Annotated in this window: 23 protein-coding genes; 17 read left to right on the forward strand and 6 right to left on the reverse strand. The window is 34.3% G+C overall.

Annotation, left to right across the window (positions count from 1 at the left end; genetic code table 11):
• Positions 1–360: IS5 family transposase (locus A9G31_RS03085; RefSeq protein WP_141671367.1), on the reverse strand; the 360-nt coding region annotated here is incomplete at its 3' end.
• A 211-nt stretch (positions 361–571) separates the two neighbouring features.
• Here A9G31_RS03085 and A9G31_RS03090 point away from each other — a divergent pair.
• From A9G31_RS03090 to A9G31_RS03120, 7 genes are all read left to right on the forward strand, one after another.
• Complete coding sequence (locus tag A9G31_RS03090; protein ID WP_034914101.1) at positions 572–901, forward strand: hypothetical protein; 330 nt, start codon at positions 572–574, stop codon at positions 899–901.
• Between the two features lie 347 nt (positions 902–1,248).
• Complete coding sequence (gene thrA, locus A9G31_RS03095; protein ID WP_065560386.1) at positions 1,249–3,705, forward strand: bifunctional aspartate kinase/homoserine dehydrogenase I; 2,457 nt, start codon at positions 1,249–1,251, stop codon at positions 3,703–3,705.
• Positions 3,706–4,644 carry a homoserine kinase gene (thrB, locus tag A9G31_RS03100; RefSeq protein ID WP_065560387.1) on the forward strand — a complete coding sequence of 313 codons (939 nt, stop codon included), beginning with the start codon at positions 3,706–3,708 and terminating at the stop codon, positions 4,642–4,644.
• 110 nt (positions 4,645–4,754) lie between these two features.
• Complete coding sequence (thrC, locus tag A9G31_RS03105) at positions 4,755–6,044, forward strand: threonine synthase (protein WP_065560388.1); 1,290 nt, start codon at positions 4,755–4,757, stop codon at positions 6,042–6,044.
• Positions 6,045–6,261: 217 nt separating this feature from the next.
• Complete coding sequence (gene nrdR, locus A9G31_RS03110) at positions 6,262–6,714, forward strand: transcriptional regulator NrdR (RefSeq protein ID WP_065560389.1); 453 nt, start codon at positions 6,262–6,264, stop codon at positions 6,712–6,714.
• An 8-nt stretch (positions 6,715–6,722) separates the two neighbouring features.
• Positions 6,723–7,853 (forward strand): bifunctional diaminohydroxyphosphoribosylaminopyrimidine deaminase/5-amino-6-(5-phosphoribosylamino)uracil reductase RibD, encoded by a 1,131-nt coding sequence (ribD, locus tag A9G31_RS03115; RefSeq protein WP_065560390.1) that lies wholly within the window; start codon positions 6,723–6,725, stop codon positions 7,851–7,853.
• Between the two features lie 61 nt (positions 7,854–7,914).
• Positions 7,915–8,367: a hypothetical protein gene (locus A9G31_RS03120; protein WP_065560391.1), complete on the forward strand. Its 453-nt coding sequence runs from the start codon at positions 7,915–7,917 to the stop codon at positions 8,365–8,367.
• A 114-nt stretch (positions 8,368–8,481) separates the two neighbouring features.
• Here the strand turns inward: A9G31_RS03120 and A9G31_RS03125 are convergent, their stop codons facing one another.
• The 4 genes from A9G31_RS03125 to A9G31_RS03140 are packed head-to-tail and all read right to left on the reverse strand — an operon-like array spanning position 8,482 to position 12,189.
• Complete coding sequence (locus A9G31_RS03125; RefSeq protein ID WP_065560392.1) at positions 8,482–8,919, reverse strand: PTS sugar transporter subunit IIA; 438 nt, start codon at positions 8,917–8,919, stop codon at positions 8,482–8,484.
• Between the two features lie 56 nt (positions 8,920–8,975).
• Positions 8,976–10,391, reverse strand: a complete 1,416-nt coding sequence (locus A9G31_RS03130) for a PTS fructose transporter subunit IIC (RefSeq protein WP_065560393.1) — start codon at positions 10,389–10,391, stop codon at positions 8,976–8,978.
• 11 nt (positions 10,392–10,402) lie between these two features.
• Positions 10,403–11,323, reverse strand: a complete 921-nt coding sequence (pfkB, locus tag A9G31_RS03135) for a 1-phosphofructokinase (RefSeq protein ID WP_065560425.1) — start codon at positions 11,321–11,323, stop codon at positions 10,403–10,405.
• 11 nt (positions 11,324–11,334) lie between these two features.
• The gene (locus A9G31_RS03140) at positions 11,335–12,189 is read right to left on the reverse strand and encodes a tagatose bisphosphate family class II aldolase (protein WP_065560394.1); all 855 of its coding nucleotides are present in this window, start codon (positions 12,187–12,189) and stop codon (positions 11,335–11,337) included.
• Between the two features lie 345 nt (positions 12,190–12,534).
• Here A9G31_RS03140 and A9G31_RS03145 point away from each other — a divergent pair, with 345 nt between their 5' ends.
• The gene (locus tag A9G31_RS03145) at positions 12,535–13,356 is read left to right on the forward strand and encodes a DeoR/GlpR family DNA-binding transcription regulator (protein ID WP_065560395.1); all 822 of its coding nucleotides are present in this window, start codon (positions 12,535–12,537) and stop codon (positions 13,354–13,356) included.
• A gap of 1 nt (position 13,357) precedes the next feature.
• On the forward strand, positions 13,358–14,323 hold the full coding sequence (locus A9G31_RS03150; RefSeq protein ID WP_065560396.1) for a sugar kinase: 966 nt from the start codon (positions 13,358–13,360) through the stop codon (positions 14,321–14,323).
• Positions 14,324–14,568: 245 nt separating this feature from the next.
• Here the strand turns inward: A9G31_RS03150 and hemW are convergent, their stop codons facing one another.
• Positions 14,569–15,696 carry a radical SAM family heme chaperone HemW gene (gene hemW / locus A9G31_RS03155; protein ID WP_065560397.1) on the reverse strand — a complete coding sequence of 376 codons (1,128 nt, stop codon included), beginning with the start codon at positions 15,694–15,696 and terminating at the stop codon, positions 14,569–14,571.
• A gap of 179 nt (positions 15,697–15,875) precedes the next feature.
• On the opposite strand from hemW, the gene A9G31_RS03160 reads away from it, so the two are divergent.
• The 8 genes from A9G31_RS03160 to ftsI all read left to right on the forward strand — a co-directional run bounded on the left by A9G31_RS03160 (position 15,876) and on the right by ftsI (position 23,377).
• Positions 15,876–16,748 (forward strand): D-hexose-6-phosphate mutarotase, encoded by an 873-nt coding sequence (locus A9G31_RS03160; protein WP_065560398.1) that lies wholly within the window; start codon positions 15,876–15,878, stop codon positions 16,746–16,748.
• A gap of 181 nt (positions 16,749–16,929) precedes the next feature.
• Positions 16,930–17,214: a 50S ribosomal protein L25 gene (rplY, locus tag A9G31_RS03165; protein WP_065560399.1), complete on the forward strand. Its 285-nt coding sequence runs from the start codon at positions 16,930–16,932 to the stop codon at positions 17,212–17,214.
• 181 nt (positions 17,215–17,395) lie between these two features.
• Entirely contained in the window at positions 17,396–18,856 is a 1,461-nt protein-coding gene (zwf, locus tag A9G31_RS03170) for a glucose-6-phosphate dehydrogenase (RefSeq protein ID WP_034910197.1), read from the forward strand.
• 13 nt (positions 18,857–18,869) lie between these two features.
• Complete coding sequence (gene pgl / locus A9G31_RS03175) at positions 18,870–19,568, forward strand: 6-phosphogluconolactonase (protein WP_065560400.1); 699 nt, start codon at positions 18,870–18,872, stop codon at positions 19,566–19,568.
• A gap of 257 nt (positions 19,569–19,825) precedes the next feature.
• The gene (gene mraZ, locus A9G31_RS03180; protein WP_065560401.1) at positions 19,826–20,272 is read left to right on the forward strand and encodes a division/cell wall cluster transcriptional repressor MraZ; all 447 of its coding nucleotides are present in this window, start codon (positions 19,826–19,828) and stop codon (positions 20,270–20,272) included.
• Between the two features lie 15 nt (positions 20,273–20,287).
• Entirely contained in the window at positions 20,288–21,223 is a 936-nt protein-coding gene (gene rsmH / locus A9G31_RS03185) for a 16S rRNA (cytosine(1402)-N(4))-methyltransferase RsmH (RefSeq protein ID WP_065560402.1), read from the forward strand.
• Entirely contained in the window at positions 21,216–21,599 is a 384-nt protein-coding gene (ftsL, locus tag A9G31_RS03190) for a cell division protein FtsL (RefSeq protein WP_081299326.1), read from the forward strand. Before rsmH ends, ftsL begins: the two co-directional genes overlap by 8 nt.
• Positions 21,599–23,377, forward strand: coding sequence for a peptidoglycan glycosyltransferase FtsI (gene ftsI / locus A9G31_RS03195; RefSeq protein ID WP_065560403.1), 1,779 nt, complete (start codon positions 21,599–21,601; stop codon positions 23,375–23,377). Before ftsL ends, ftsI begins: the two co-directional genes overlap by 1 nt.
• The last annotated feature ends 3 nt before the right edge of the window (positions 23,378–23,380 follow it).

Here is a 23,380-nt window from a genome sequence, read left to right on the forward strand (position 1 = left end):
ATTACCACCACAGCTCTGACCTATTTGCTCGGAATACTCCGTTGCAGCGCCTGTACTATGTTGATGAGCCCTGATAATCGAGCCATCTAGGAACACCCATTCAAAATCCGCTAGTTGTGATAAATATTTGAAAATATCAACTAATATTCCTTTTTTAGACCACAAATTAAATCGCCTATAGACAGTGCTCCATTCACCAAACTCTTCTGGCAAATCTCGCCAAGGAATACCGGTTCTCATTCGGAAAAGGATCCCTTCAAACGTCATCCGATGCTCGGATTTATTATAAACTCGGCCGGTATTTTTCATTATTTGTAGTAGCTTTTCCCACCGTTTATCTGTTAGCATTGTTCTTGGCATGATGAATCGAGTTATGGTTGTTTTTGGCTGAATTATTATAACTCACATCATGCCGTCTAAAAAATAATCATGAAAGATCAACACGCCCTAAGTTTTTTTGCTGATTTTTAGCGAAAATTAAAAAAATTTGTTTGGCAAACAAAATAGACTTGCACTTATGCTAATGGGTTGTTATTCTTTCTTCTTGTGATTTTGAATGAGGTTTATGGCAATGACATTTTCTGAAGTAACGAAAACATTTGCAACGAGCTTGCCTGGTACTGATAGTTATGTAAAGCTAAGAAAGGCAATGAGAGCACTAATTCAAGAAGATCCAAAAAATGCATCGGTTTATTTTTTGATTTTTGGATTTGCTCGTACATATGTTATGTTATATGAAGATCAAGAAGTATCGCCGCAATTTGCCGAAGATAATCAAAAGCTAATGTTATCGTATCTTAATATTTTAGATGAAGCATTAAAAAAACAAGATGAAAAGTGCATATATCAAGCATTGAATAAAGTTGTTAATGAATACGAAAATAGCAAAAAGGTTTTTTAAAATTATAGCCTGACATGAAAATGTCGGGCTGTTTTGTTTTTAGTTTAATTAAATATTTCTTAGGAAAAATCATGATAATTTTAGTTAGTATGACAGGAATTATTAACACCTTAGGTACTATTATGCGATCTAGGGCGGGTTGATTTTTTCAATAAATATTAAAAAACCCGCTCCTTAAAGGCGGGTTTTTATTTTGCATGGAAATAAAGTAGTTAATCTGTGCAAAAAAATTAAAAATAGAATTAGCATGATAAGACTACAAGATTTTTGATACCTATAAATAAGTTCTAAAAACTATAATTATAGATAGTAATGGGCATAAACTAAGATAATAAGTAAGGTGTGATATGAAAGTTTTAAAATTTGGAGGAACATCTGTTGCTAACGCAGAACGCTTTTTGCGAGTTGCAGAAATTATTGAAAATAATGCTAAACAAGAGCAAACCGCCACTGTTTTATCGGCACCTGCTAAAATTACCAACCATTTAGTTGCTATGGTTGAAAAAACAGTTGCTGGGCAAGATATCAAAAGTAACATTTATGATGCTGAAAAGATATTTGCAGATCTATTAGCAGGTCTTGCAAAAGCTCACCCTAATTTTGCTTATGAAGAGATGAAGCATTTTGCTCTTAATGAATTAAAGCATGTTAAGCAATTACTTGAAGGTATCTGCTTACTCGGTCAATGTCCTGATAGTATCAATGCATCAATTATTTGTCGTGGAGAAAAGCTATCAATTGCTATTATGCAAGAACTTCTCAAAGCAAGAGGCCATACGATCACGGTAATAGATCCTGTTGCTATGCTTATTGCAGAAGGTGGTTATTTAGAATCGACTGTTAATATACCTGAATCGACTCATCGAATTGCTGAAATGCACATTCCACAAGACAATTTTATTCTAATGCCCGGTTTTACCGCCGGTAATGAAAAAGGTGAATTAGTTGTGCTTGGACGAAATGGTTCTGATTATTCTGCAGCCGTATTAGCAGCTTGTTTAAGAGCAAATAGCTGTGAAATATGGACCGATGTTGATGGAGTTTATACTTGTGATCCCCGTATTGTACCAGATGCCAAATTACTAAAAACAATGTCTTATCAAGAGGCGATGGAACTTTCATATTTTGGAGCAAAAGTGCTTCATCCAAGAACTATTTTACCTATTGCCCAATTTCAGATTCCTTGTTTAATCAAAAATACAAATAATCCTGATGCGCCAGGCACATTAATTGGTGCTAATATTGTTGACTCAACCACACCTGTAAAAGGTATTACCAATTTAAATAACATGGCAATGATCAATGTTTCAGGTCCTGGATTAAAAGGTATGGTTGGTATGTCGGCACGTGTTTTTTCTGCGATGTCTTATGCTGGCATTTCAGTTGTACTTATTACTCAATCATCATCTGAATACAGCATTAGTTTTTGTGTGCCACAAACAGAACTTTATCGTGCAGAAGAAGCTTTAAGTGATGAATTTTTCTTAGAATTAAAAGATGGATTACTTGAACCTATCGAAGTGAGCGAAAGGCTTGCTATTATCTCTGTAGTGGGCGATGGTATGCGTACTTTACGAGGTTTATCAGCTAATTTCTTTACAGCATTAGCCAGAGCTAATATTAATATTGTGGCTATAGCACAAGGTTCATCTGAACGCTCAATTTCAGTTGTAGTTGATAATGATGTTGCTGTAATGGGCGTTCGTGTTGCGCATCAGATGTTATTTGGTACTGATAAAATGCTTGATGTCTTTGTTATTGGTGTTGGTGGGGTCGGTGGTGCGCTTGTCGACCAAATTGGACGTCAACAGAAATGGCTTAAAAACAAACAGATTGATTTGCGAGTATGTGGTTTGTTTAACTCTAAACACAGCATAACCAATAGAGACGGTATTGATCTTAGTAATTGGCGTGATCAAATCAAACAGAGTGATACTAAATATTCATTAGATAGTATTATTGAGTTTGCCAAATCTAATCGATTACTTAATCCGATTCTCGTTGATTGTACTTCTAGTAGCGAAGTATCTGACAAATACGCTGATTTTTTAGCTAATGGCTTTCATGTCGTTACACCAAATAAAAAAGCAAATACTAGCTCAATGGCCTACTATTTACGCTTACGCCAAGAAGCTGCAAAAAGTAAGCGTAAATTCCAATATGATACCAATGTAGGGGCTGGGTTACCGGTAATTGAAAATCTTCAAAATCTACTTAATGCAGGTGATGAGTTAATCAAGTTTTCGGGAATTCTATCTGGATCGCTTTCTTTTATATTTGGTAAACTTGATGAAGGCATGTCACTGTCTGAAGCAACTAAATTGGCTAAAGAGAAAGGTTTTACTGAACCTGATCCTCGAGACGATCTATCTGGAACCGATGTAGCTAGAAAGTTACTTATTTTAGCTAGAGAATCAGGTTTACAATTAGAATTGGATCAAATCAATGTCGAATCCGTATTACCTCCTGAATATGCACAAGGTAGCATTGATGATTTCATGACCAAATTACCGCAGTTAGATGCACATTTTAAAGCAAAATCTGAACAAGCAACAAAAGGAGGTAAAGTTCTACGTTATGTGGGTAGCATAGAAAACCATCAATGCAGTGTTAGAATTGAAGCTGTCGATAGTGAAGATCCTCTTTATAAAGTCAAAAATGGCGAAAATGCCTTAGCTTTTTATACTCGTTATTATCAACCTATTCCTCTTGTATTACGTGGTTATGGTGCTGGTAATGATGTTACTGCAGCAGGTGTTTTTGCTGATATTTTACGTACAACATCAGGTAAAATCGGAGGTTAAATGAGTCATAAATCTTTAACTGTTTATGCGCCTGCATCAATGGCTAACATTAGCGTTGGTTTTGATATATTGGGCGCAGCAATTAGCCCGATTAGTGGCGCTATGCTTGGTGACTGTATTACAGTTAAATCTGCTAACGAATTTTCCCTTACTAGCAAAGGTCAATTTGTCAAAAAGCTACCACGTGATCCAAAATGTAATATTGTATTTCAATGTTGGCAGCGATTTTGTCAAGCAATGGGTAAAACTTTACCTGTTAGTATGACTCTTGAAAAAAATATGCCAATTGGCTCTGGTTTAGGTTCAAGTGCGTGCTCAGTAGTTGGTGCATTGGTTGCATTAAATGAGTTTTTTGATAAACCTTTTAATGAATTTGAAATGTTATCCATGATGGGAGAACTTGAAGGTCGTATTTCGGGCAGTGTGCATTATGATAATGTTGCGCCATGCTATTTAGGTGGGATGCAACTTATTCTTAATGAGATGGGTATTATTAGTGAGTCGATTCCGCATTTTGATGATTGGTATTGGGTGATGGCTTATCCAGGAATAAAGGTATCAACGGCTGAAGCACGTGCAATTTTACCTGCTCAATATCAAAGGTCTGATTGTGTAGCACATGGTTGCTATGTGGGGGGATTTTTGCATGCTTGTTATACCAAACAACCTAAGCTGGCTGCCACAATGCTTTTTGATAATATTGCTGAGCCTTATCGTAAACAATTATTACCTAATTTTGATGAAACTCAAAAACGGGTTAAGCAACTTGGTGCTTTGTCATCGGGGATTTCAGGTTCAGGGCCAACAATGTTTGTGATTGCAGATAAACTTGAAACAGCTCAGCAAATTGAATTATTACTTAAAAAATATTATTTGCAAAATGATGAAGGTTTTACTCATATTTGTAAAATTGATACTCAAGGAACAAGAGTTATTTAATGTTTACTATAAAAAGTAGAGTTAAATATAACAAAAATGCCAACTATTATTGAACAAGTTGATATTACGAAGAGTGAAATATTACAGCATAAAGATAACCGGAAAATATTATGAAATTATATAACTTAAAAGATCATTCCCAGCAAGTTAGCTTTGCACAAGCAGTTCAACAAGGATTAGGAAGAGGACAAGGTTTATTCTTTCCTCAACAATTACCTAAATTTTCATCATCCGAAGTTGAGTCGTTATTAAAACTTGATTTCATTACTCGAAGTGCCAAAATCTTATCTGCTTTTATTGGTGATGAGATTAGCTGTGATGATATGCATAGACTTGTTAAAAATGCATTTCAATTCCCTGCTCCAGTAACTTCTGTGGAAGCAGATATTGGTTCATTAGAACTATATCATGGACCAACATTAGCATTTAAAGATTTTGGTGGACGCTTTATGGCGCAAGCTTTAGTGCAAGTTGCTGCTGACAAAAAAATTACTATTTTGACTGCTACTTCTGGCGATACTGGTGCGGCTGTTGCTCATGCGTTTTATCATTTACCAAATATTCGCGTCGTGATTTTATACCCAGAAGGTAAAATTAGTCCATTACAAGAAAAGTTATTTTGTACTTTAGGTGATAATATACATACAATTGCTATTCAAAGTGACTTTGATGCGTGTCAAGCCTTAGTTAAAAAAGCATTTGATGATGAAGATTTGAAAAAAACAATAGGTTTAAACTCCGCTAACTCAATTAATATTAGCCGATTATTAGCACAAATCTGTTACTATTTTGAAGCTTTTGCACAACTCACATCAACCCAACGTGAACAGCTGGTTATTTCTGTGCCGAGTGGCAATTTTGGTAACTTAACTGCAGGTCTACTTGCGAAAACAATGGGATTACCTATTAAACGTTTTATTGCCGCAACGAATGCCAATGATACAGTACCTCGTTATTTAGAAACCGGTAAGTGGGAACCTCACGCAACCATTGCAACATTATCGAATGCAATGGATGTAAGCCAACCAAATAACTGGCCACGTATCGAAGAGATTTATAAGCGTGAGGGATGGGATCTTAAATCACTCGGTCATGCTACTGTTTCGGATGAAGTTGCTAAGCAAACTGTTTGTGAACTTGATCAAAAAGGTTACTTATCTGAACCTCATGGTGCAATTGCTTATCGAGCACTGCGTGATCAGTTACAAGAGGGTGAATATGGACTATTTTTAGGTACGGCACATCCTGCTAAATTTAAAGAAGTGGTTGAAGATATTTTAGGTAAATCAGTTCCATTGCCTAAAGAGTTAGCAGAGCGAGCTGATATGACGTTACTTTCTCATTGTATGCCTGATGATTTTGCTAAATTAAGCGATTTTCTCATTAAATTAAATTGGTAAGTGTTTTATGCCACCAAAAAGGTGGCTAATTTTTGAATGTTTAGTGAATCTTCATCATCTTATATTTTAATACTATCGATGATAAAACTAACATTTAAGGTGAATAAACCATACTTTTTTTCTAGTATAGTGATTAACGTTACAACAATTAGACCCTTGTTTAAATCAAAATTTTCAGATATTGTAATGATTATTTTGTTGCCGTAAGGATACATTTATGCACTGTCCTTTTTGTAATGCAGATGATACAAAGGTGATCGATTCACGTCTTGTTGGTGAAGGATTTCAAGTCCGACGTAGACGGCAATGTGTTGAATGTAATGAAAGATTTACTACATTTGAAGTTGCTGAATTAATTATGCCTAATGTCATTAAAAGCAATAAAGTTCGCGAACCATTCAATGAAGATAAATTACGTAATGGTATGAAAAGGGCTCTTGAAAAACGCCCAGTGAGTTTTGATGCCATTGAAGATGCGATTACACGTATAAAATCTAAACTAAGAGCAACAGGTGAACGTGAAGTCCCAGCAAAATTAATTGGTGACTATGTGATTGAAGAACTTAAAAATCTAGATAAAATTGCTTATATTCGTTTTGCTTCGGTTTATTTTAGTTTTGACGATATCGAACAATTTAGTAATGAAATTGCTAAGTTACAACAAAAATAATCAACAATATGACTGCAATTTGCAATAAAGATCACTTCTATATGCAACAAGCCATTGATTTGGCTAAGCTTGGTCGTTTTACAACAACACCAAATCCTAATGTTGGCTGTGTCATTGTTAAAGATGATCAAATAATTGGCAAAGGTTATCACCAAAAAGCTGGTGAGCCTCATGCCGAAGTTCATGCACTAAAAATGGCTGGTGATGAGGCAATCGGCGCAATAGCTTATGTGACATTAGAGCCTTGTAGTCATTTTGGTCGAACACCTCCTTGTGCTGATGCGCTTATTAAAGCTGGCATCATTCGTGTAGTAATTGCGATGCAAGATCCTAACCCTAATGTTGCAGGTAATGGTATTAAACGCTTAAAAGAAGCAGGAATAGATGTCACCATTGGCGTTTTAACTGAGCAAGCAGAAGCTATTAATAAAGGCTTTTTAAAACTCATGCGAACAGGTTTGCCTTATATTCAACTTAAACTAGCCGCCTCATTAGATGGTAAAATTGCCATGGCATCTGGTGAAAGCAAATGGATAACATCAAATAAGGCAAGAGAAGATGTGCAACAGTTCCGAGCTCAAGCAAGCTGTATTTTAAGTACTCGTGCGACTGTGCAAGCTGATAATGCAAGTTTAACAGTTAGATATAACGAATTACCTGATGAAATAAAAAAAATCTACCTACCGGAAAAAATTCGGCAACCTATTCGTGTAATTATTGACAGTCAAGATCAGCTAATAGGTACTGAAAATATTTTCAATCAGCCAGGTGAAACATGGGTAGTACGAAAAAAAGATAACCTTATTGCAAAACAAAATACCAAATTAATTATAGAATCATCTAGTTGTAAACAAATAGATTTATCTAAATTGTTTGCATTATTAGCCGAAAAACAAATAAATTCGGTTTGGGTTGAAGCTGGTGCTCATCTGGCTGGAGCTCTAATAGAACAAGATTTAGTGGATGAATTAATTATTTATTATGCACCAAAATTACTTGGTCATAATGCGTTAGATATGTGTATATTGCCAAATCTGCAAAAGCTTTCATTAGCACCACAATTTCAATTTGAATCGGTTGCTATGGTGGGCGATGATCTTCGACTTATTTTAAAAAGAAAATTACTTGCAACTTTGTAAAGGGTTAATAACTTTTTTCAGTAACATTCAAAACTAAAAATTTAATAGTAAGTTAGCCGGTATGTATCAAATAACAAGATTCGCCACACTTGATATCGATCTTTTTTTTAATTTAGATGAGTATCGTATTATCGAAGACTTCGGTTATGGTGATATTTCAGGAATAGGAAAAGTCTGTGGTTATCAAATTCTCTTTTTTTATATTTCGGATAATGTTGAGGCATTATCAATTGATGAAGTTATAGACAACACTTTCTTATGTGATAAAGCAAATCAAATTTTAGGTTTTCTTGGTTTTGACTTTAAAATTGGTCAGTCGTTTAAGTTAACCAATCAGTTTAATCATAATTATAGATTTAAAGATCATATCTATGAAGATCACGTGCGTTATTATTATGTTTTCGATAACATTTTTATTACTTTAGGTATTAATTTGGAAGGGATTTTGGTTTCATTTGAAATGGTTAACAATCAATGTATTATCAATAATCGCCTTGAAATTTTTAGATCTTAGCATTGTCTTTAAATTTTACTTAAAACATAAAGTTGCTAGCCACTGTTAGTCATTTTCAAGAGATCGTGTAAAATCCCATGAGTATAAACAAGGTTACTTATGGGATTATTAATACTAACTACCTTGAAGAATTGCTAATAAATCCTCCGGAGTTTTAACTGCGTGAATTCGTGTTAGCGTATCTTTAGCAATCACTGCTCGGGTTAGTTGACGTAAAATATCTAAATGTTCATTGGTTTTTGCAGCAATACCAATGACAACATAAGCTATATTATTATCTTCGTCCCAATTGATTCCTTCAGGATAATATATGATTTTGATTCCAGTTTGGATAACACTATCACGTTTTTCCGTTGTGCCGTGTGGAATGGCGATTCCGTTACCTAAAAAAGTCGAAATTTGTTTATCACGATCAAACATTGCTTGGGTATAGTCATCTTTGACTAACTTAGCTTGGATCATCTTTTCTGATACATCTTTAATTGCTTCTTTTTTAGAATAGGATCCAGTTACGATTGAAATATCATGTACTGTCAAATTTAATGTGCTCATTTCTATTCCTTACTAAAATGAATATACCGAAATAAATCGGTATATTTCTTGATTGATTAAACTGATTTTTTGGCAACTAATTGTCGATTTTGATGAATACGTACTAAACCTAATAAAATAGCGCCAACTAGTGCTCCTACGAAGATACAGACTACCCATAAAAATGGTTTATTAACTAATGGCAGAACTAAAAATCCTCCATGTGGCGCTGGAACTTGAATTTGACATATGAATGTCAATACTGATGCAATTGCAGAAGATAACATCATAATTGGAATTACTCGCAAAGGATCCTTAGCCGCAAATGGGATTGCACCTTCTGTAATATGTGTCGAACCTAAAACATAGTTAACAAGTCCAGCAGCACGTTCTTCTTCTGTGAAAGCTTTGCTGCGGAAAATAGTGGTAGAGAATGCAATAACAAAGGGTGGTACTATACAAGCAGCAGACACACCTGCCATGAAATAGAAATTTCCTTCACCTAACAACATAGTGCCAGTAACATACGCTGCTTTATTAACAGGACCACCAAAGTCAAACGAACACATTGCTCCAATAACAATACCGAGTAAAACAGGATTTGCAGATTGTAATGATTCAAGGAAAGATTTCATTCCATTATTAATACTTGCAATTGGACCACCAAGTAAAAACATACCTGCACCGATAACAAATACACCAATTAATGGCATAATAAAAATCGATTTAAGTCCTTCAAATGAACGGGGTAATCCATCTAACATTTTTTTGACATAAAGCATTAAATAGCCTGCTGCAAAGCCAGCTATAATTCCGCCTAAGAATCCTGCACCGGTAATGTTGGCAATTAAGCCACCAACAAAACCAGCCACCATACCAGGTTTTCCACCTATTGAATAGGCAATAAAACCAGTAAAGATTGGTACCATTATGCCAAATGCTTGCCCACCTATTTTCATTAACAATGCAGCAAATTCATTATATTGGGCATTATTAGGGTCAGCTGAATAGATTCCCCATAAAAATGATAAAGCAATTAGTACTCCACCAGCGACAACAAATGGTAGCATGTTTGACACACCACTCATTAAGTGTTTATAGATTTGGCGTCCAATCGATTCTTTTACTTCTACTCGGTTTGATGAAACTGTGTTATTAGTGCTATTTTGTGCGCCTTTACGAACAGGAACTGTACCTGACATAATTTTTTCGATTAGTGCTGCAGCCTTATGTATACCGTCTTTAACCGGTACTTCAAGCACGGGTAAGCCATTAAAGCGATCTGGATTGACATCTTTATCTGCTGCAATAATAACGCCAATTGCATTGACAATATCAGCATCAGTAATGGCGTTATCAATACCACCAGCACCATTGGTTTCCACTTTTATTTCGGCTCCAGCCTTTTGGGCCGCTGATTTTAAGGCCTCTTCAGCCATATAAGTATGTGCGATACCGGTTGGGCAGCCTGTAACGGCTAATATTTTTTTCATAACAATCTCCTTTACTTGATTAGGGTAACTTCAAGTTGATCCATATAAATATTGATTTTATTTAGTAAACCTAATCCGTCTGATTCTGCAACGTTAGCGCCTGTTGCTGATGCCTTTTTTATGGCTTTTTCAATATGTTGTTGTTCAGGTAGCCATTCACTAAGAAAAGCTGCTAGTGACGCATCACCGGCACAAGCCGAGCTAATTAATTTGATTTTTACAGCATTGCAAAACCAAATATTTGTCCCATTAGAAAAGTAAAGCCCTTTAGCTCCCATGGTTAATAAAATATTTCTCGCTCCTTGCGCATGAATATTTTCTAGTGCAGCAATGACTTGTGATTTTGTTTTCGTTTCAAAGCCAAAAATCTCTTTTACTTCATCATCATTAGGTTTAATTAATAGTGGTTTATAGGAGAGTAAATCACCTAATTTTGGGTGACTAATATCAAGGATAACTTGAATATTTTTTTTGTTGCATAAATTTAAAATAGCCTCGTAATATTCAGATTCAATATTATTTGGCAAGCTACCACTGATGACTAAATAACTATTGTTAACCAGTGATTCAATAATAGTTAGCATTTCTGTTTTTTTATCATTAGGTATAAACGGACCTTTACTGACTAATTTATATTCGTTTTCATTATCACTGATAAAAACATTAATACGCGTGATATCATCAATAAAACAGGGTTTTGTCTTGACCTGTATTTTCGTTAGTTCATCAATAATATATTTACCAGAAAATCCACCAAAGAATCCTAATGCACAAGTAGGGCTATCAAATCTATGCAATACGATTGAAACATTGACTCCTTTGCCATTCGGGCTATATTCAGTATGAGAGGTTCGATTAACTGCATTAGGGGTAAGCCCTTGACAATGAATATTCATATCGATTGCAGTGTTAAGTGTTAATGTATAGATCATCATCTTGGCCTCTATAATTTTCCTGCACATCCACATGTTGTAATAATTTTTTTGACAATGTCTTTCATCGCTGCTTTTGCAGGTTTCATATAATGGCGGGGATCATTGGCATCGGGATGTTCAATAAAGTATTGTTTTAATGCATCTGAAAATGCAATTTTTAATTCTGTCGCAACATTTACTTTACAAATTCCTCGCTTAATACACTCACGCACGTCTTTCTCTGGAACACCCGAAGCGCCATGTAATACGAGAGGAATATCAACAATAGAGCGAATTTCTGATAGACGATCAAAATCCAGTTTTGGCTCTGATTTATAAAGACCATGTGCTGTACCAATGGCGATAGCGAGGGAGTCAATTCCTGTTTTTTCAATAAAATCTAAAGCTTGTTTTGGATTAGTATATAAAGCATCTTTATCATTAACGATTAAATCATCTTCAACGCCACCAAGGCGACCTAATTCAGCTTCAACACTAACATCGTAACGGTGAGCATATTCAACTACTTGTTTGACAATGGCGATATTTTCTTCATATGGAAAATGGGAGCCATCAATCATTACCGATCTTACTCCTGCATTAATTTTATTGATGATGTCGTTATATTCTTCGTGATGATCTAAATGAACAGCTAATGGAATGTTATGTTTTTTTGACAAAGCATTTGCTATAGCAAGTATATTTTCTGTTTCTGCATAACTGTATGTACCAGGTGTACCAGCCAAAATAACGGGCGATTGTAATTCTGTTGCTGTTTCAACAACGACCTGCATAGTTTCTAAGTTATGGATATTAAAGGCAGGCACAGCATAATGTTCTTTTTGAGCCTTTTTTAGCATGTTGTTACTTGAAATAATAGTCATATAACTTCTCCTTAATAATCTAATTCACTTTGTATTATGTTAATAACTTTTGTTTTGAAAATTATTTCCATTAATTATGATTTCAAAACGAAAGTTTCGCTAGTAATAATCGCGTGAGTTAGATCACAAAAATTAACATTACTTTTAAAACGAAATAAAAAAGATTGATAAATTTTCGTTTTGATAGTTAACATGTATATGTGAAACGCTGTGGGATAAAAAATGCTAATTATTAATGGTATGATTTATAATATAAAATTCTAATCATAGTTTGATGTTGACCTAATATATGATTAATTCTATTATCACTATCCTTAATTTTTATCTATGGCGTAGGAAATAAAATTGGCTAGAGCATCTTCAGGTTTATTAAAACGACGATTACAAATTGCAGAAATTGTTCGTAAGCAAGGTGAAGTTAAAGTTGATGAATTATCTGAATTGCTTCAGGTCTCAAATGTGACTATTCGTCAGGATTTAACTTATTTAGAACAGCAAGGATATTTAAAGCGTTCTTTTGGTGGTGCAATTTATGTTACCCCTGAAGGTGTGTTTAATCAGCTAAGTGTCAATACACCAAGTTATATACAAAGTAATAGTTGTGATATTGAATTAGTCAAAACCTGTTTAAGTTATATTAATGATGGTGATACATTGTTTTTAAACCATGGAAATTTGATAAGAAAGTTGATTCCGTTTTTATATTGCAAAAAATCATTAATACTTATTATGAATGACATTAGCAATGCACAATTAGCGAAAGAGTTTACCGATGCTGAAGTAGTGCTTGTTGGTGGAGCCATACTGGAAGGAAATCTTTTGTTAGATAACAAAATGATCAATTTTATTTTGAATCAATTTTCTATATCGCATTTTGTTATCGAATTAAGTTCAATCAATACTGATAATCAATTGATTATTGAAAGTTTAGAACAGGTTAGAATTTATCAACAAATAATGAAAAAAACAGCACATACAATTGGCATATTACCGCAACGTATTATTCATAATAATGATAATAGTATTGGAACTTTAGTTGATATTGATATGATGATTTTATCAAGATCTGCTGTAACCGAGTACCATCAACAATTATTAGATGCTAATTTTGAGCAGCTTATTTCAAATAAATATTGTGTAACTTATCAAAACAAATTGGAGACATAATATGCGTTTTAAAATCTGCACGATAGGCGAACTGCTAGTTGAGTTTTTAGCAAAAGAACAATATCAGCGTTTCGATCAAGCAGGGGAGTTTGTCGGCCCTTTTGTTAGTGGTGCCCCTGCAATATTTGCAGATCAAGTTGCAAAATTAGGTTTTCCTGTTGTTTTTTTTAGTTGTGTAGGGAAAGATATTTTTGGAAAAATGTGCATCCATCGTCTTAAAAGCGATGGTGTCATCATTGATGGTATTACGCCACATAATAAGGCCAATACAGGTAGTGCATTTGTTACTTATAAAGGTTCTAGTGAAAGAGATTTTATTTTTAACATTCCAAATAGTGCATGTGGTTTACTTTCGTTTAACCATATTAATGAAAATTTATTAAGAGATTGTACTCATTTGCATGTAATGGGATCATCGCTTTATTCTTTTCGTGTGATTGATGCTATGAGAAAAGCATTGGATATCATCAAAAGTAAAGGTGGTACAATTTCATTTGATCCTAATCTACGCAAAGAAATGTTTGATATACCAGAAATGGAACAATCTTTCGATTATATTATGGAGTATACCGATATATTTTTACCAAGTGAAAGCGAAGTTAGCTATTTTATTAACAATAATGAAAATGAACAACAAACCATGTTTAAGTTGCTTAAAAAAAGTATTAAACATATTGTGGTAAAAGGGGGGGATAAAGGAGCTAAATATTATGGACTTGATGAACAAGGTCATTTACAAACACTTCATGTTGATGGATACAAGGTCAACTCGGTAGATCCAACCGGTGCGGGAGATTGTTTCGGTGCAACATTTGTCAGTTTAATGTTAGCTGGTTACTCGGTTGAACAAGCCTTGCAATATGCGAATGCTAGCGGTGCTTTAGCCGTATCTCAAAAAGGTCCTATGGAAGGAACTTCTACATTAGCTGAACTAAAGCATTTCCTTTTTCATAACTCAATTAAGTAGTTATGAAAAGTAATGTGATTATCAGAATTATAGGCAAAAAAAACCCAATAACAAAAGTTATTGGGAAAACATAAGGAATAGGAAAACAATGAAATAATGCATTGTCGAGACGTAGTATGTACTTTTTTATAAAGAAAGTCTGTAAAGATATATGAATGATTGATTAAATAGTTCGTATCTATCATGTTAAATAAATGTAAAGAATAATATCATTTAAAATAAGTAAAAATATTTCAAGTAATTATCTATAGGAATATCTCTAATAACGAATTCAAAAATAGCTTTCCATGGTCAGTTATCAGCCAGTTTTGTTTATCCTCAATTATATAATTTTTTTCAATGGCTGTTGTTATTTGTTTTTCAATTATGTGTAAAGGTAAATAAGTCCGTTGCTCAAATTCATGTTTAGGTGTTGGTTCAAAAAGTCTAAAACGATTCATAAAAAATTCAAAAGGTAATTCCTCTTTTGGAACTGTATAATATTTATCTAAATAACGCCCCTCTAAATACCCTTTTGGATGACGAGTTTTTATAGTGCGAATAATTTTTCCATCAGGTTGCGTTAATTTACCATGAGCGCCACATCCAATGCCTAAATAGTCTCCAAATCGCCAATAATTTAAATTATGTTGGCATTGCAATCCTTCTTTAGCATAAGCAGAGGTTTCATACTGTTGGTAACTATTTTCAGTTAATAATTGATGACCTTGTTGATAAATTTCCCAAAGTTTATCATCATCAGGTAAAACAGGTGGTTTTGAACCAAATAGCGTATTTGGCTCAATCGTTAATTGATACCAAGATAAATGCGGTGGTGCAATAGCAATGGCTTGTTTTAGGTCATATAGGGCATCATCAATACTTTGATTTGGCAAACCATGCATTAAATCTAAATTAAAACTTCTTAAATTTAATGTTTTGGCAATTTTTCCGGCTGTGATTGCTTCTTTGGGATCGTGTACCCGTCCTAATTTAACAAGTTTATCGGTTTGAAAACTTTGCACGCCAATTGATATTCGGTTTATACCCGCTTGCTGATAGCCATTAAATCTTTCTATATCAACAGAATTTGGGTTAGCTTCAATGGTGATTTCAGCATCCTTATGTATAGGGATGATCTTATTTATATTTGATAATAATTTATCAATCAACTCGGCTGAAAATAGACTAGGTGTACCTCCACCGATAAAGATTGAATGAATTGAGCGGTTTGAACAGAAAATAGTATCGTTTTGTAGGTCTTTAAGCAAATGCTCTACATAAGATTCATAATTTGGCGTTTTTTTTATGGTATGTGAATTAAAATCGCAATAGGGACATTTTTGTACGCACCATGGCATATGAATATATAAACTTAATGGGATTTTATACATAAATGTAGTGTTACCTGAAACTTTTTGACTAAAAAATTATAGTGTTGTTTCACTATTTATAGTGCTTTATTTTACTCCAATTCTTTAAAAAATGCTTTTGCATCTATTATGTTTTTATTATTAACTTAAGAAGTATACAATTATCAATAAGTTGTTAAATTTATTATTTAGGAGTAAATATGAGTATATATAAAGAGATTTTAGATAGTAGCTTATCTGGTGTATCCTTAAGCCCATCAGTTAAACAGTCAATTTATGGTGAACTGCCAATTTTAGTTATTAATCATAGCACTTGTTGTGCTGTTGTTGCATTACAAGGTGCTCACTTATTATTTTGGCAACCATTTACTGAACAAACACCAGTTGTTTGGCTGAGTAACAAAACAAATTTTAAAAAAGGCGTAGCTATTCGAGGTGGAGTGCCTGTTTGTTGGCCTTGGTTTGGTCAGTTAGGCAATCCTTCTCATGGTTTTGCACGCATTGTCGAATGGACATTAGATTCATGTAAAGAGGACGAGCAAGGCGTTACCCTTGTTTTATCGCTCACTAATAATCCGCAGACAGAATCTTATTGTAGCAAACCTTTCTTGGTATCATTAAATCTTCATCTAGGTAAAACTTGTGAAGTTTCTTTAAGCTGCTCAGCAGATTTTGATGTAACTAGTGCTCTACATACTTATTTTGGAGTTGATAATATTGATAGTGTTGTAGTCAAAGGTTTAGGTGAAGCTTATCAAGAAAGACTTGCTGATGAAAACAAACCAGCGACTGTAGGTCAATTGTCATTTAATCAAGAAGTCGATCGTATTTATACCAATGCAAGTAATCAAATCACTGTTACTGATGGCACTCGAACAATTCAATTAACCAATACTAATGTAAGTGATATTGTTACTTGGAATCCATGGATAAATAAAGCTAAATCAATGGGAGATTTTGGTGATGATGAGTATAAATCTATGGTTTGTGTCGAAGCAGGTTGTATCACAAAACCATTAAAGTTATTACCGAATAAAAAATCAACTTATGGTTTTAAAATAGAATTGATCTAAGTGTGCATATAATATTCCATATACGTAATCAATATTTTTCTGATTTGTAATATGATTAATTGATTGCGTTTAGAGGGATAACACTTTATAATCTCCAACGCTTTTTAAAGTACTAGTTTGATAGTCAATTACTGGGTCGCCTGTAATTGGTTTCAATTTTAAATAATTAAGAGAAATTAATATGTTTACATTCAAAGCTGAAGTTAGAAAAGAGCATGGTAAGGGTGCGAGCCGCCGCCTGCGTCACGCTGGTAAATTCCCAGCCATTATTTATGGTGGAACTGAACCTGCAATCTCTGTTGTGCTTGATCACAACCAAGTTTTTAATATGCAAGAAAAACCAGAATTTTATTCTGAAGTGTTAACTATTGAAGTTGACGGAAAAGCAGTTAAAGTAAAAGTGCAAGCAGTACAACGTCATGCATTTAAACCAAAATTAGTTCATATGGATTTTGTACGAGCATAATTTGCTTATTGGAAAATTACCCAATAACTTGTTTCAAGCAAAAGGTCACCCAGAGGTGACCTTTTTGTTTTAGAGTAAATAAAGGATAATGCCTATTACTATGATTTATCCTATTAATCGGGTGTACACCAACCATTCAACATAATAGAATAATTACATTATACCATCGTAGGAGAAAACCATGTCTGATATCCCAGCTTGCGATTTAGTTATTTTTGGTGCTAAAGGGGATTTGACAAGACGTAAATTATTACCGTCTTTATATCAATTAGAAAAGTACGGAAAACTACCTGAACAAACAAAGATTTTAGGCGTAGGGCGGGCTGATTGGGATCATGCCGCTTATTGTGAGGTAGCAAAAGAAGCACTAATCTCGTTTATGCCAGAACCGTTAGACGATAATATTTGGCAACGATTTAGTCAACGATTGGACTTTCATAAATTAGATGTTAATGATAGTGCTGGTTTTGAAGGATTGAAAAATAAACTTGATTTGAATCATCCAGCTATTTTCTATTTTGCAATGCACCCGGGTGCTTTTGGGACTATTTGTCAAGGTTTAGCTGCTGCAGGATTAAATCAATCGCAAAACCGCATTGTGATGGAAAAACCACTTGGAACAGATCTCAAGTCATCTCGAGAAATCAATGATTCAGTGGCTAAATTCTTTAGTGAGTCGCAAGTTTATCGTATTGATCATTACTTAGGTAAAGAATCAGTATTAAACCTATTAGCCTTACGATTTGCTAATACAGTGTTTGCGTCATTTTGGGATCGTAATTCTATTGATCATGTTGAAATTACGGTAGCTGAACAAGTAGGTATTGAAGGGCGCTGGGGATATTTTGATAAGGCAGGTCAAATGCGTGATATGGTACAAAACCATTTATTACAAATATTAACCATGATTGCCATGTCCCCACCTGCTAATCTTGAAGATGATAGCTTGCGTAATGAAAAAATAGCAGTACTTAATGCGCTTAGACCAATTAACAAATCCAATATTCGTGAAAAAGTAGTTCGAGGGCAATATACAGCAGGTTTTGTTAATGGTGTTAATGTGCCGGGCTATTTAGAAGAAGATGGCGCAAATCAAAAAAGTAATACTGAAACATTTGTTGCAATTCGAGTTGATATTGATAACTGGCGCTGGGCAGGTGTTCCTTTTTATTTACGTACAGGTAAGCGCTTACCAAGTAAATGTTCTGAAGTTGTAGTTTATTTTAAACCATTACCGCTTAATTTATTTAGTGAATTTTATCCAGAATTGCCACAAAATAAATTGACGATTCGTTTACAACCTGATGAAGGTATGGATATTGAAATCCTAAATAAAGTACCAGGGTTGGATAGTAATCATAATTTACAAACCACTAAACTTGACTTAAGTTTCAGCGAAACTTTTCACCAACAAAGTGCTGATGCTTATGAGCGTTTATTACTTGAAGTTATGCGGGGGCGTCAAGCATTATTTGTTCATCGTGATGAAGTTGAAGCTGCATGGAAATGGGTTGATTCAATTATTAGTGCATGGGAAACAGAAAAAGAACCACCAAAAACTTATCAAGCCGGAACTTGGGGACCAGTTGCATCCGTTGCCTTAATCACTAAAGATGGGCATTCATGGCACGAATTTGAATAAAGGAAAAATAACTATGTTTATGTTAAATAAATATCAAAATAGTCAATTATTGATCGAAGATTTAACCTCACATATCGTCAATGAATTAAAACAAGCCATTGTACAAAAAGGACATGCTTCAATTGCGGTTTCTGGTGGTAGAACACCTATTCCACTGTTTGTTTCACTTAGTCAACAAAATATAGCATGGAGTAGAGTTTTTATTACGTTGGTGGATGATAGATGGGTTGATGATACTGATGATGCTAGTAACGAAAAGTTAGTGAACACTTATCTATTACAAAATAATGCTAAATTGGCTAATTTTGTCGGTTTAAAAAACAGTTGTAATAATCCATTTGATGGTGCAGAAGTTACAGAAAAACTTTTAGATAAAGTTCCGATGCCATTTGATGTAGTGATTTTAGGTATGGGAGAAGATGGGCATACTGCCTCATTATTCCCAGGCGCTGCTAATTTGGCTAGCGGTTTAGATATGAAATCTGGGCGGAAAGTTGTTGGTATGACACCATTAACTGCACCACTAGATCGTATTACATTAACATTGCCAGCTATTTTAAATAGCAAAAATATTTACCTGCATTTAGTTGGTGAAAGCAAATTGCGTGTATTAGAACAAACCGAAAAAGATAATGATGTTAATCAAATGCCTATTCGTGCTGTTTTGCAGCAGGATAAAGTTAATATAACTGGGTTTTGGACCGTATCTTAAATTTCTTTCGGTTTTATTTGCTGATTTAAATCGGCAAATGTCCCTTCTCATCTTTTTTTTAACTATCAATTTATTTTCTATATAAAAAATCTAAAAGACGCTTTTAAATGATTTATAAATTAATTCTTCAAATACCTATTAATTTGTTAAATTTTGTGGTAAAAAGTGGGGTTAAGTGGTGAAAATGGGTATTTTCATTAATACATTGATTTTTATCAATTAAAATTATAGATAAATTATAAAAAAAAGATACTTTTATGTTTAGTGGTGCAATTTCAATTAATTTAGATAATAAAGGGCGATTAGCTATTCCTACTCGTTACCGTGAAACTTTATCTGAAGGTATGGTTTGCACAATTGGTTTATATCACCCTTGCTTGACGCTTTATTCAATGTCTGAATGGAAATGTATTGAACAGCAACTTGCAACATTATCAGCCATTGTTGAAACTGAACGTAGAATAAAAAGATTGTTATTGGGTTATGCAACTGAGTGCCTAATGGATAATTCTGGACGAATTTTATTGTCACCTACATTGCGTACTTATGCAAAATTAGAAAAAAATACAATGTTTGTTGGTCAATCTAATAAATTTGAAATTTGGGATGAGGCAAGTTGGTATCAACAAATTAATGATGATATTACCGCATTATCAAGCGATATTGAAAACTTATCAGATAATTTGAAAAGTTTAACTATTTAATAAGAGTAAAGATTGATGGATTATCAACATACGACGGTTTTATTAAACGAAGCTGTGAATGCATTAAATATAAAAGAAGATGGCATTTATGTTGATGGTACTTTTGGCCGAGGAGGTCATTCTCGTTTAATACTTGAACAACTTGGTACACAAGGGCGATTGATTGCTATTGATCGTGACGAGCGTGCTGAGCAGGCTGCGTTACAGATAACAGATCCTCGATTTACTTTTATTCGTGGTGAGTTCTCAAATTTATACCAATATATTGAAGATTTAGAATTATTGGGTGAAATTGATGGTGTCTTGTTAGATCTAGGTGTTTCATCACCACAACTTGATGATCCTGACAGGGGATTCTCTTTTATGCGTGATGGACCTCTTGATATGCGCATGAATAATAGCCAAGGTTTAACTGCAAGTGAATGGCTACTTAACAGTGATGAAGACGATATTTCATGGGTGTTAAAGACATTTGGTGAAGAGAAATTTGCCAAACGGATTGCTCGATCGATTGTCGAGCAGAATAAAATTTCGCCGATCACTCGCACCTTAGAGTTGGCTAATTTAATTGAAAAAGCTACACCAAGAAGGGATAAAAATAAGCATCCAGCTACACGTAGTTTTCAGGCCATTCGTATTTATATTAATAGTGAGTTGGAAGAAGTAGAGCAAGTGTTAAATAGCTGTTTATCAGTGCTTGCCAATCAAGGAAGACTAGCAGTTATTAGCTTCCATTCTTTAGAAGATAGAATTGTAAAGCAATTTATTAGTAAACAGAGTAAAGGTCCAGACTTGCCAGTTCGATTACCGCTAACAGAACAACAAATAAAAAAATATGGCGGTGCTAAATTAAAATCCCTTGGCAAAATTAAACCTCAAACTATTGAAATTAATAATAACCCGCGTTCTCGCAGCGCAATATTAAGGGTAGCAGAAAGGAAAGATGAATAGTAACCAAAACAATGATACTTTTCAAGATAATACCTATATTGATAAAAATTTTCAAAAAAGACCAAGTAAAAGTTTATTTGGTGTAATTATTTGGGATTTATTGGGACATCAAAAAATTTCATTATTGTTACTTGTGATGATTATTATTTCTGCTGGTGCGGTATTAATAACAACGCAACAGATCCGTAAACAGTTATTTGAGCGCGAGCAACTTTTATTGGAGCAAGATGTATTAGAAAGTGAATGGCGGAATTTAGTTATTGAAGAAAATGTACTTGCTGATCCCAAACGTGTCGAAGATAAAGCCAAAAACCAATTAGGAATGTCTTATGTGACACCGCAAAATGAAACAGTTATTGTGATAAAGAGTAAATAATGAAGCCTGTCACTAAACATAAAAAAAGCAAAACGAAGAAAGTTGTTAAGACAAATAAAACCAATAAGTTGAATAGTAAAAAACAATTTTTTACATCAAGTCGTTTTTATGTTGTGTATGGACTTATTATTTTTGCGATTATTTGTCTTATAACTCGAATGGCACTGTTGCAAATTATTGAACCAGATAAACTTATTGCTGAAGGTAATAAGCGTTCACTTCGTCACCAAGAAATGGATGCTCCAAGAGCCATGATTACAGATCGAAATGGGCGTGCGTTAGCAGTAAGTGTACCGATGTTTGATGTTTGGGCAGATCCCAAAATTGTTGTACAAAAAGGTGGAGTTAAAGCGGATGATATTAGATGGCAAGGATTAGCTCAAACGTTAAATATTCCAATGTCAACGCTAGAACAAAAATTAAACAACCCATCAATGAGATTTGTTTATTTATCTAAGCAAGTAACGCCAACAATATCTGATTATTTAAAAAAACTAAAATTGCCTGGAATATCCTTTGCGAAAACATCTAAACGTTATTATCCAGCAGCAGAAAATATAGCCCAATTAATTGGGCTCACAGATATTGATGAAAATGGTACTGAAAAAGGTTCTGAAGGTATTGAAAAAAGTTTTAATAAATGGTTAATAGGTGAATCGGGGCAAAGAGTTGTAAGACGTGATCGAGTAGGTCGTGTTATTGAAGAATTAGAACGGACAGAAACAGCATCAGCATCAGATTTAATATTAAGTATAGATGAGCGTTTACAATCGCTAGTGTATAGTGAACTTAATCAAGCTGTTGAATTTAATAAAGCAGATAGCGGAACAGCTGTATTGGTTGATGTGCATACTGGTGAGATTTTAGCGATGGCAACCAGTCCATCTTATAATCCTAATAATCGTTCATCAATTGATTATAATTTGTTGAGAAATAGAGCAGTTACTGATGCGTTTGAGCCTGGCTCTACGGTTAAACCGCTAGTTGTAATGGCTGCCTTAGAAAAGAAAATTGCTAACTTAAATACTATTATCGATACTAGACCTTTTTATGTTAATCGTTATGAAATTAAAGATGTGTCATATCAAAAAACACTAAATTTGGCTGGTATCTTAGAAAAATCAAGTAATGTTGGCGTAAGTAAGCTAGCTTTGCAAATGCAACAGGGTGATCTTGTCGAGTTCTATAGTCGATTTGGATTAGGTCAACCAACGGAATTAGGATTAGGCGGTGAGGTTAGTGGTTCAATTGCAGCTGATAGAACCAGAAAATGGGCTGATATTGAGCGAGCAACATTTGCGTTTGGATATGGATTAAGTGTTACTCCATTACAATTAGCAAGAGCTTATGCAACCATCGGTAGTTATGGGATTTACCGACCAGTATCAATTTTAAAAGTCACGGAACCTGTTAAGGGTAAACGTGTAGTTTCTGAAAAAGATGCTAAAACAGTCGTTCAATTAATGGAGGCTGTAGCAGTTACTGGTGGAGGAACTAAAGCATCGGTTCCTGGTTATAGTGTTGGAGTTAAAACAGGAACAGCGAAAAAGTTATCTGGTGGACGGTATGTTAATCAATATTTAGCTTATACCGCAGGTATCGCTCCAGCAACAGCACCAAAGTATTCACTTGTTGTTGTTATTGATAACCCTAAAGCGGGACAATATTATGGTGGTTCGGTTTCTGCACCTGTTTTCAGTCGCATTATGGGCGGTGTGCTTAGAACGATGAATGTAAAGCCTGATCGTCAAGTTGATGGGCAAATGATTATTTATTAGTAG

Source organism: Gilliamella sp. Gris1-4 (assembly GCF_001690335.1).
Taxonomy (GTDB): domain Bacteria; phylum Pseudomonadota; class Gammaproteobacteria; order Enterobacterales; family Orbaceae; genus Gilliamella; species Gilliamella apicola_P.

Excerpts from the sequence above, each read along its gene's own strand:
- A9G31_RS03090 (WP_034914101.1), top strand. The coding sequence starts at position 572 with ATGACATTTTCTGAAGTAACGAAAACATTTGCAACGAGCTTGCCTGGT.
- thrA (WP_065560386.1), top strand. The coding sequence starts at position 1,249 with ATGAAAGTTTTAAAATTTGGAGGAACATCTGTTGCTAACGCAGAACGC.
- thrB (WP_065560387.1), top strand. The coding sequence starts at position 3,706 with ATGAGTCATAAATCTTTAACTGTTTATGCGCCTGCATCAATGGCTAAC.
- thrC (WP_065560388.1), top strand. The coding sequence starts at position 4,755 with ATGAAATTATATAACTTAAAAGATCATTCCCAGCAAGTTAGCTTTGCA.
- nrdR (WP_065560389.1), top strand. The coding sequence starts at position 6,262 with ATGCACTGTCCTTTTTGTAATGCAGATGATACAAAGGTGATCGATTCA.
- ribD (WP_065560390.1), top strand. The coding sequence starts at position 6,723 with ATGACTGCAATTTGCAATAAAGATCACTTCTATATGCAACAAGCCATT.
- A9G31_RS03120 (WP_065560391.1), top strand. The coding sequence starts at position 7,915 with ATGTATCAAATAACAAGATTCGCCACACTTGATATCGATCTTTTTTTT.
- A9G31_RS03125 (WP_065560392.1), bottom strand. The coding sequence starts at position 8,919 with ATGAGCACATTAAATTTGACAGTACATGATATTTCAATCGTAACTGGA.
- A9G31_RS03130 (WP_065560393.1), bottom strand. The coding sequence starts at position 10,391 with ATGAAAAAAATATTAGCCGTTACAGGCTGCCCAACCGGTATCGCACAT.
- pfkB (WP_065560425.1), bottom strand. The coding sequence starts at position 11,323 with ATGATCTATACATTAACACTTAACACTGCAATCGATATGAATATTCAT.
- A9G31_RS03140 (WP_065560394.1), bottom strand. The coding sequence starts at position 12,189 with ATGACTATTATTTCAAGTAACAACATGCTAAAAAAGGCTCAAAAAGAA.
- A9G31_RS03150 (WP_065560396.1), top strand. The coding sequence starts at position 13,358 with ATGCGTTTTAAAATCTGCACGATAGGCGAACTGCTAGTTGAGTTTTTA.
- hemW (WP_065560397.1), bottom strand. The coding sequence starts at position 15,696 with ATGTATAAAATCCCATTAAGTTTATATATTCATATGCCATGGTGCGTA.
- A9G31_RS03160 (WP_065560398.1), top strand. The coding sequence starts at position 15,876 with ATGAGTATATATAAAGAGATTTTAGATAGTAGCTTATCTGGTGTATCC.
- rplY (WP_065560399.1), top strand. The coding sequence starts at position 16,930 with ATGTTTACATTCAAAGCTGAAGTTAGAAAAGAGCATGGTAAGGGTGCG.
- zwf (WP_034910197.1), top strand. The coding sequence starts at position 17,396 with ATGTCTGATATCCCAGCTTGCGATTTAGTTATTTTTGGTGCTAAAGGG.
- pgl (WP_065560400.1), top strand. The coding sequence starts at position 18,870 with ATGTTTATGTTAAATAAATATCAAAATAGTCAATTATTGATCGAAGAT.
- mraZ (WP_065560401.1), top strand. The coding sequence starts at position 19,826 with ATGTTTAGTGGTGCAATTTCAATTAATTTAGATAATAAAGGGCGATTA.
- rsmH (WP_065560402.1), top strand. The coding sequence starts at position 20,288 with ATGGATTATCAACATACGACGGTTTTATTAAACGAAGCTGTGAATGCA.
- ftsL (WP_081299326.1), top strand. The coding sequence starts at position 21,216 with ATGAATAGTAACCAAAACAATGATACTTTTCAAGATAATACCTATATT.
- ftsI (WP_065560403.1), top strand. The coding sequence starts at position 21,599 with ATGAAGCCTGTCACTAAACATAAAAAAAGCAAAACGAAGAAAGTTGTT.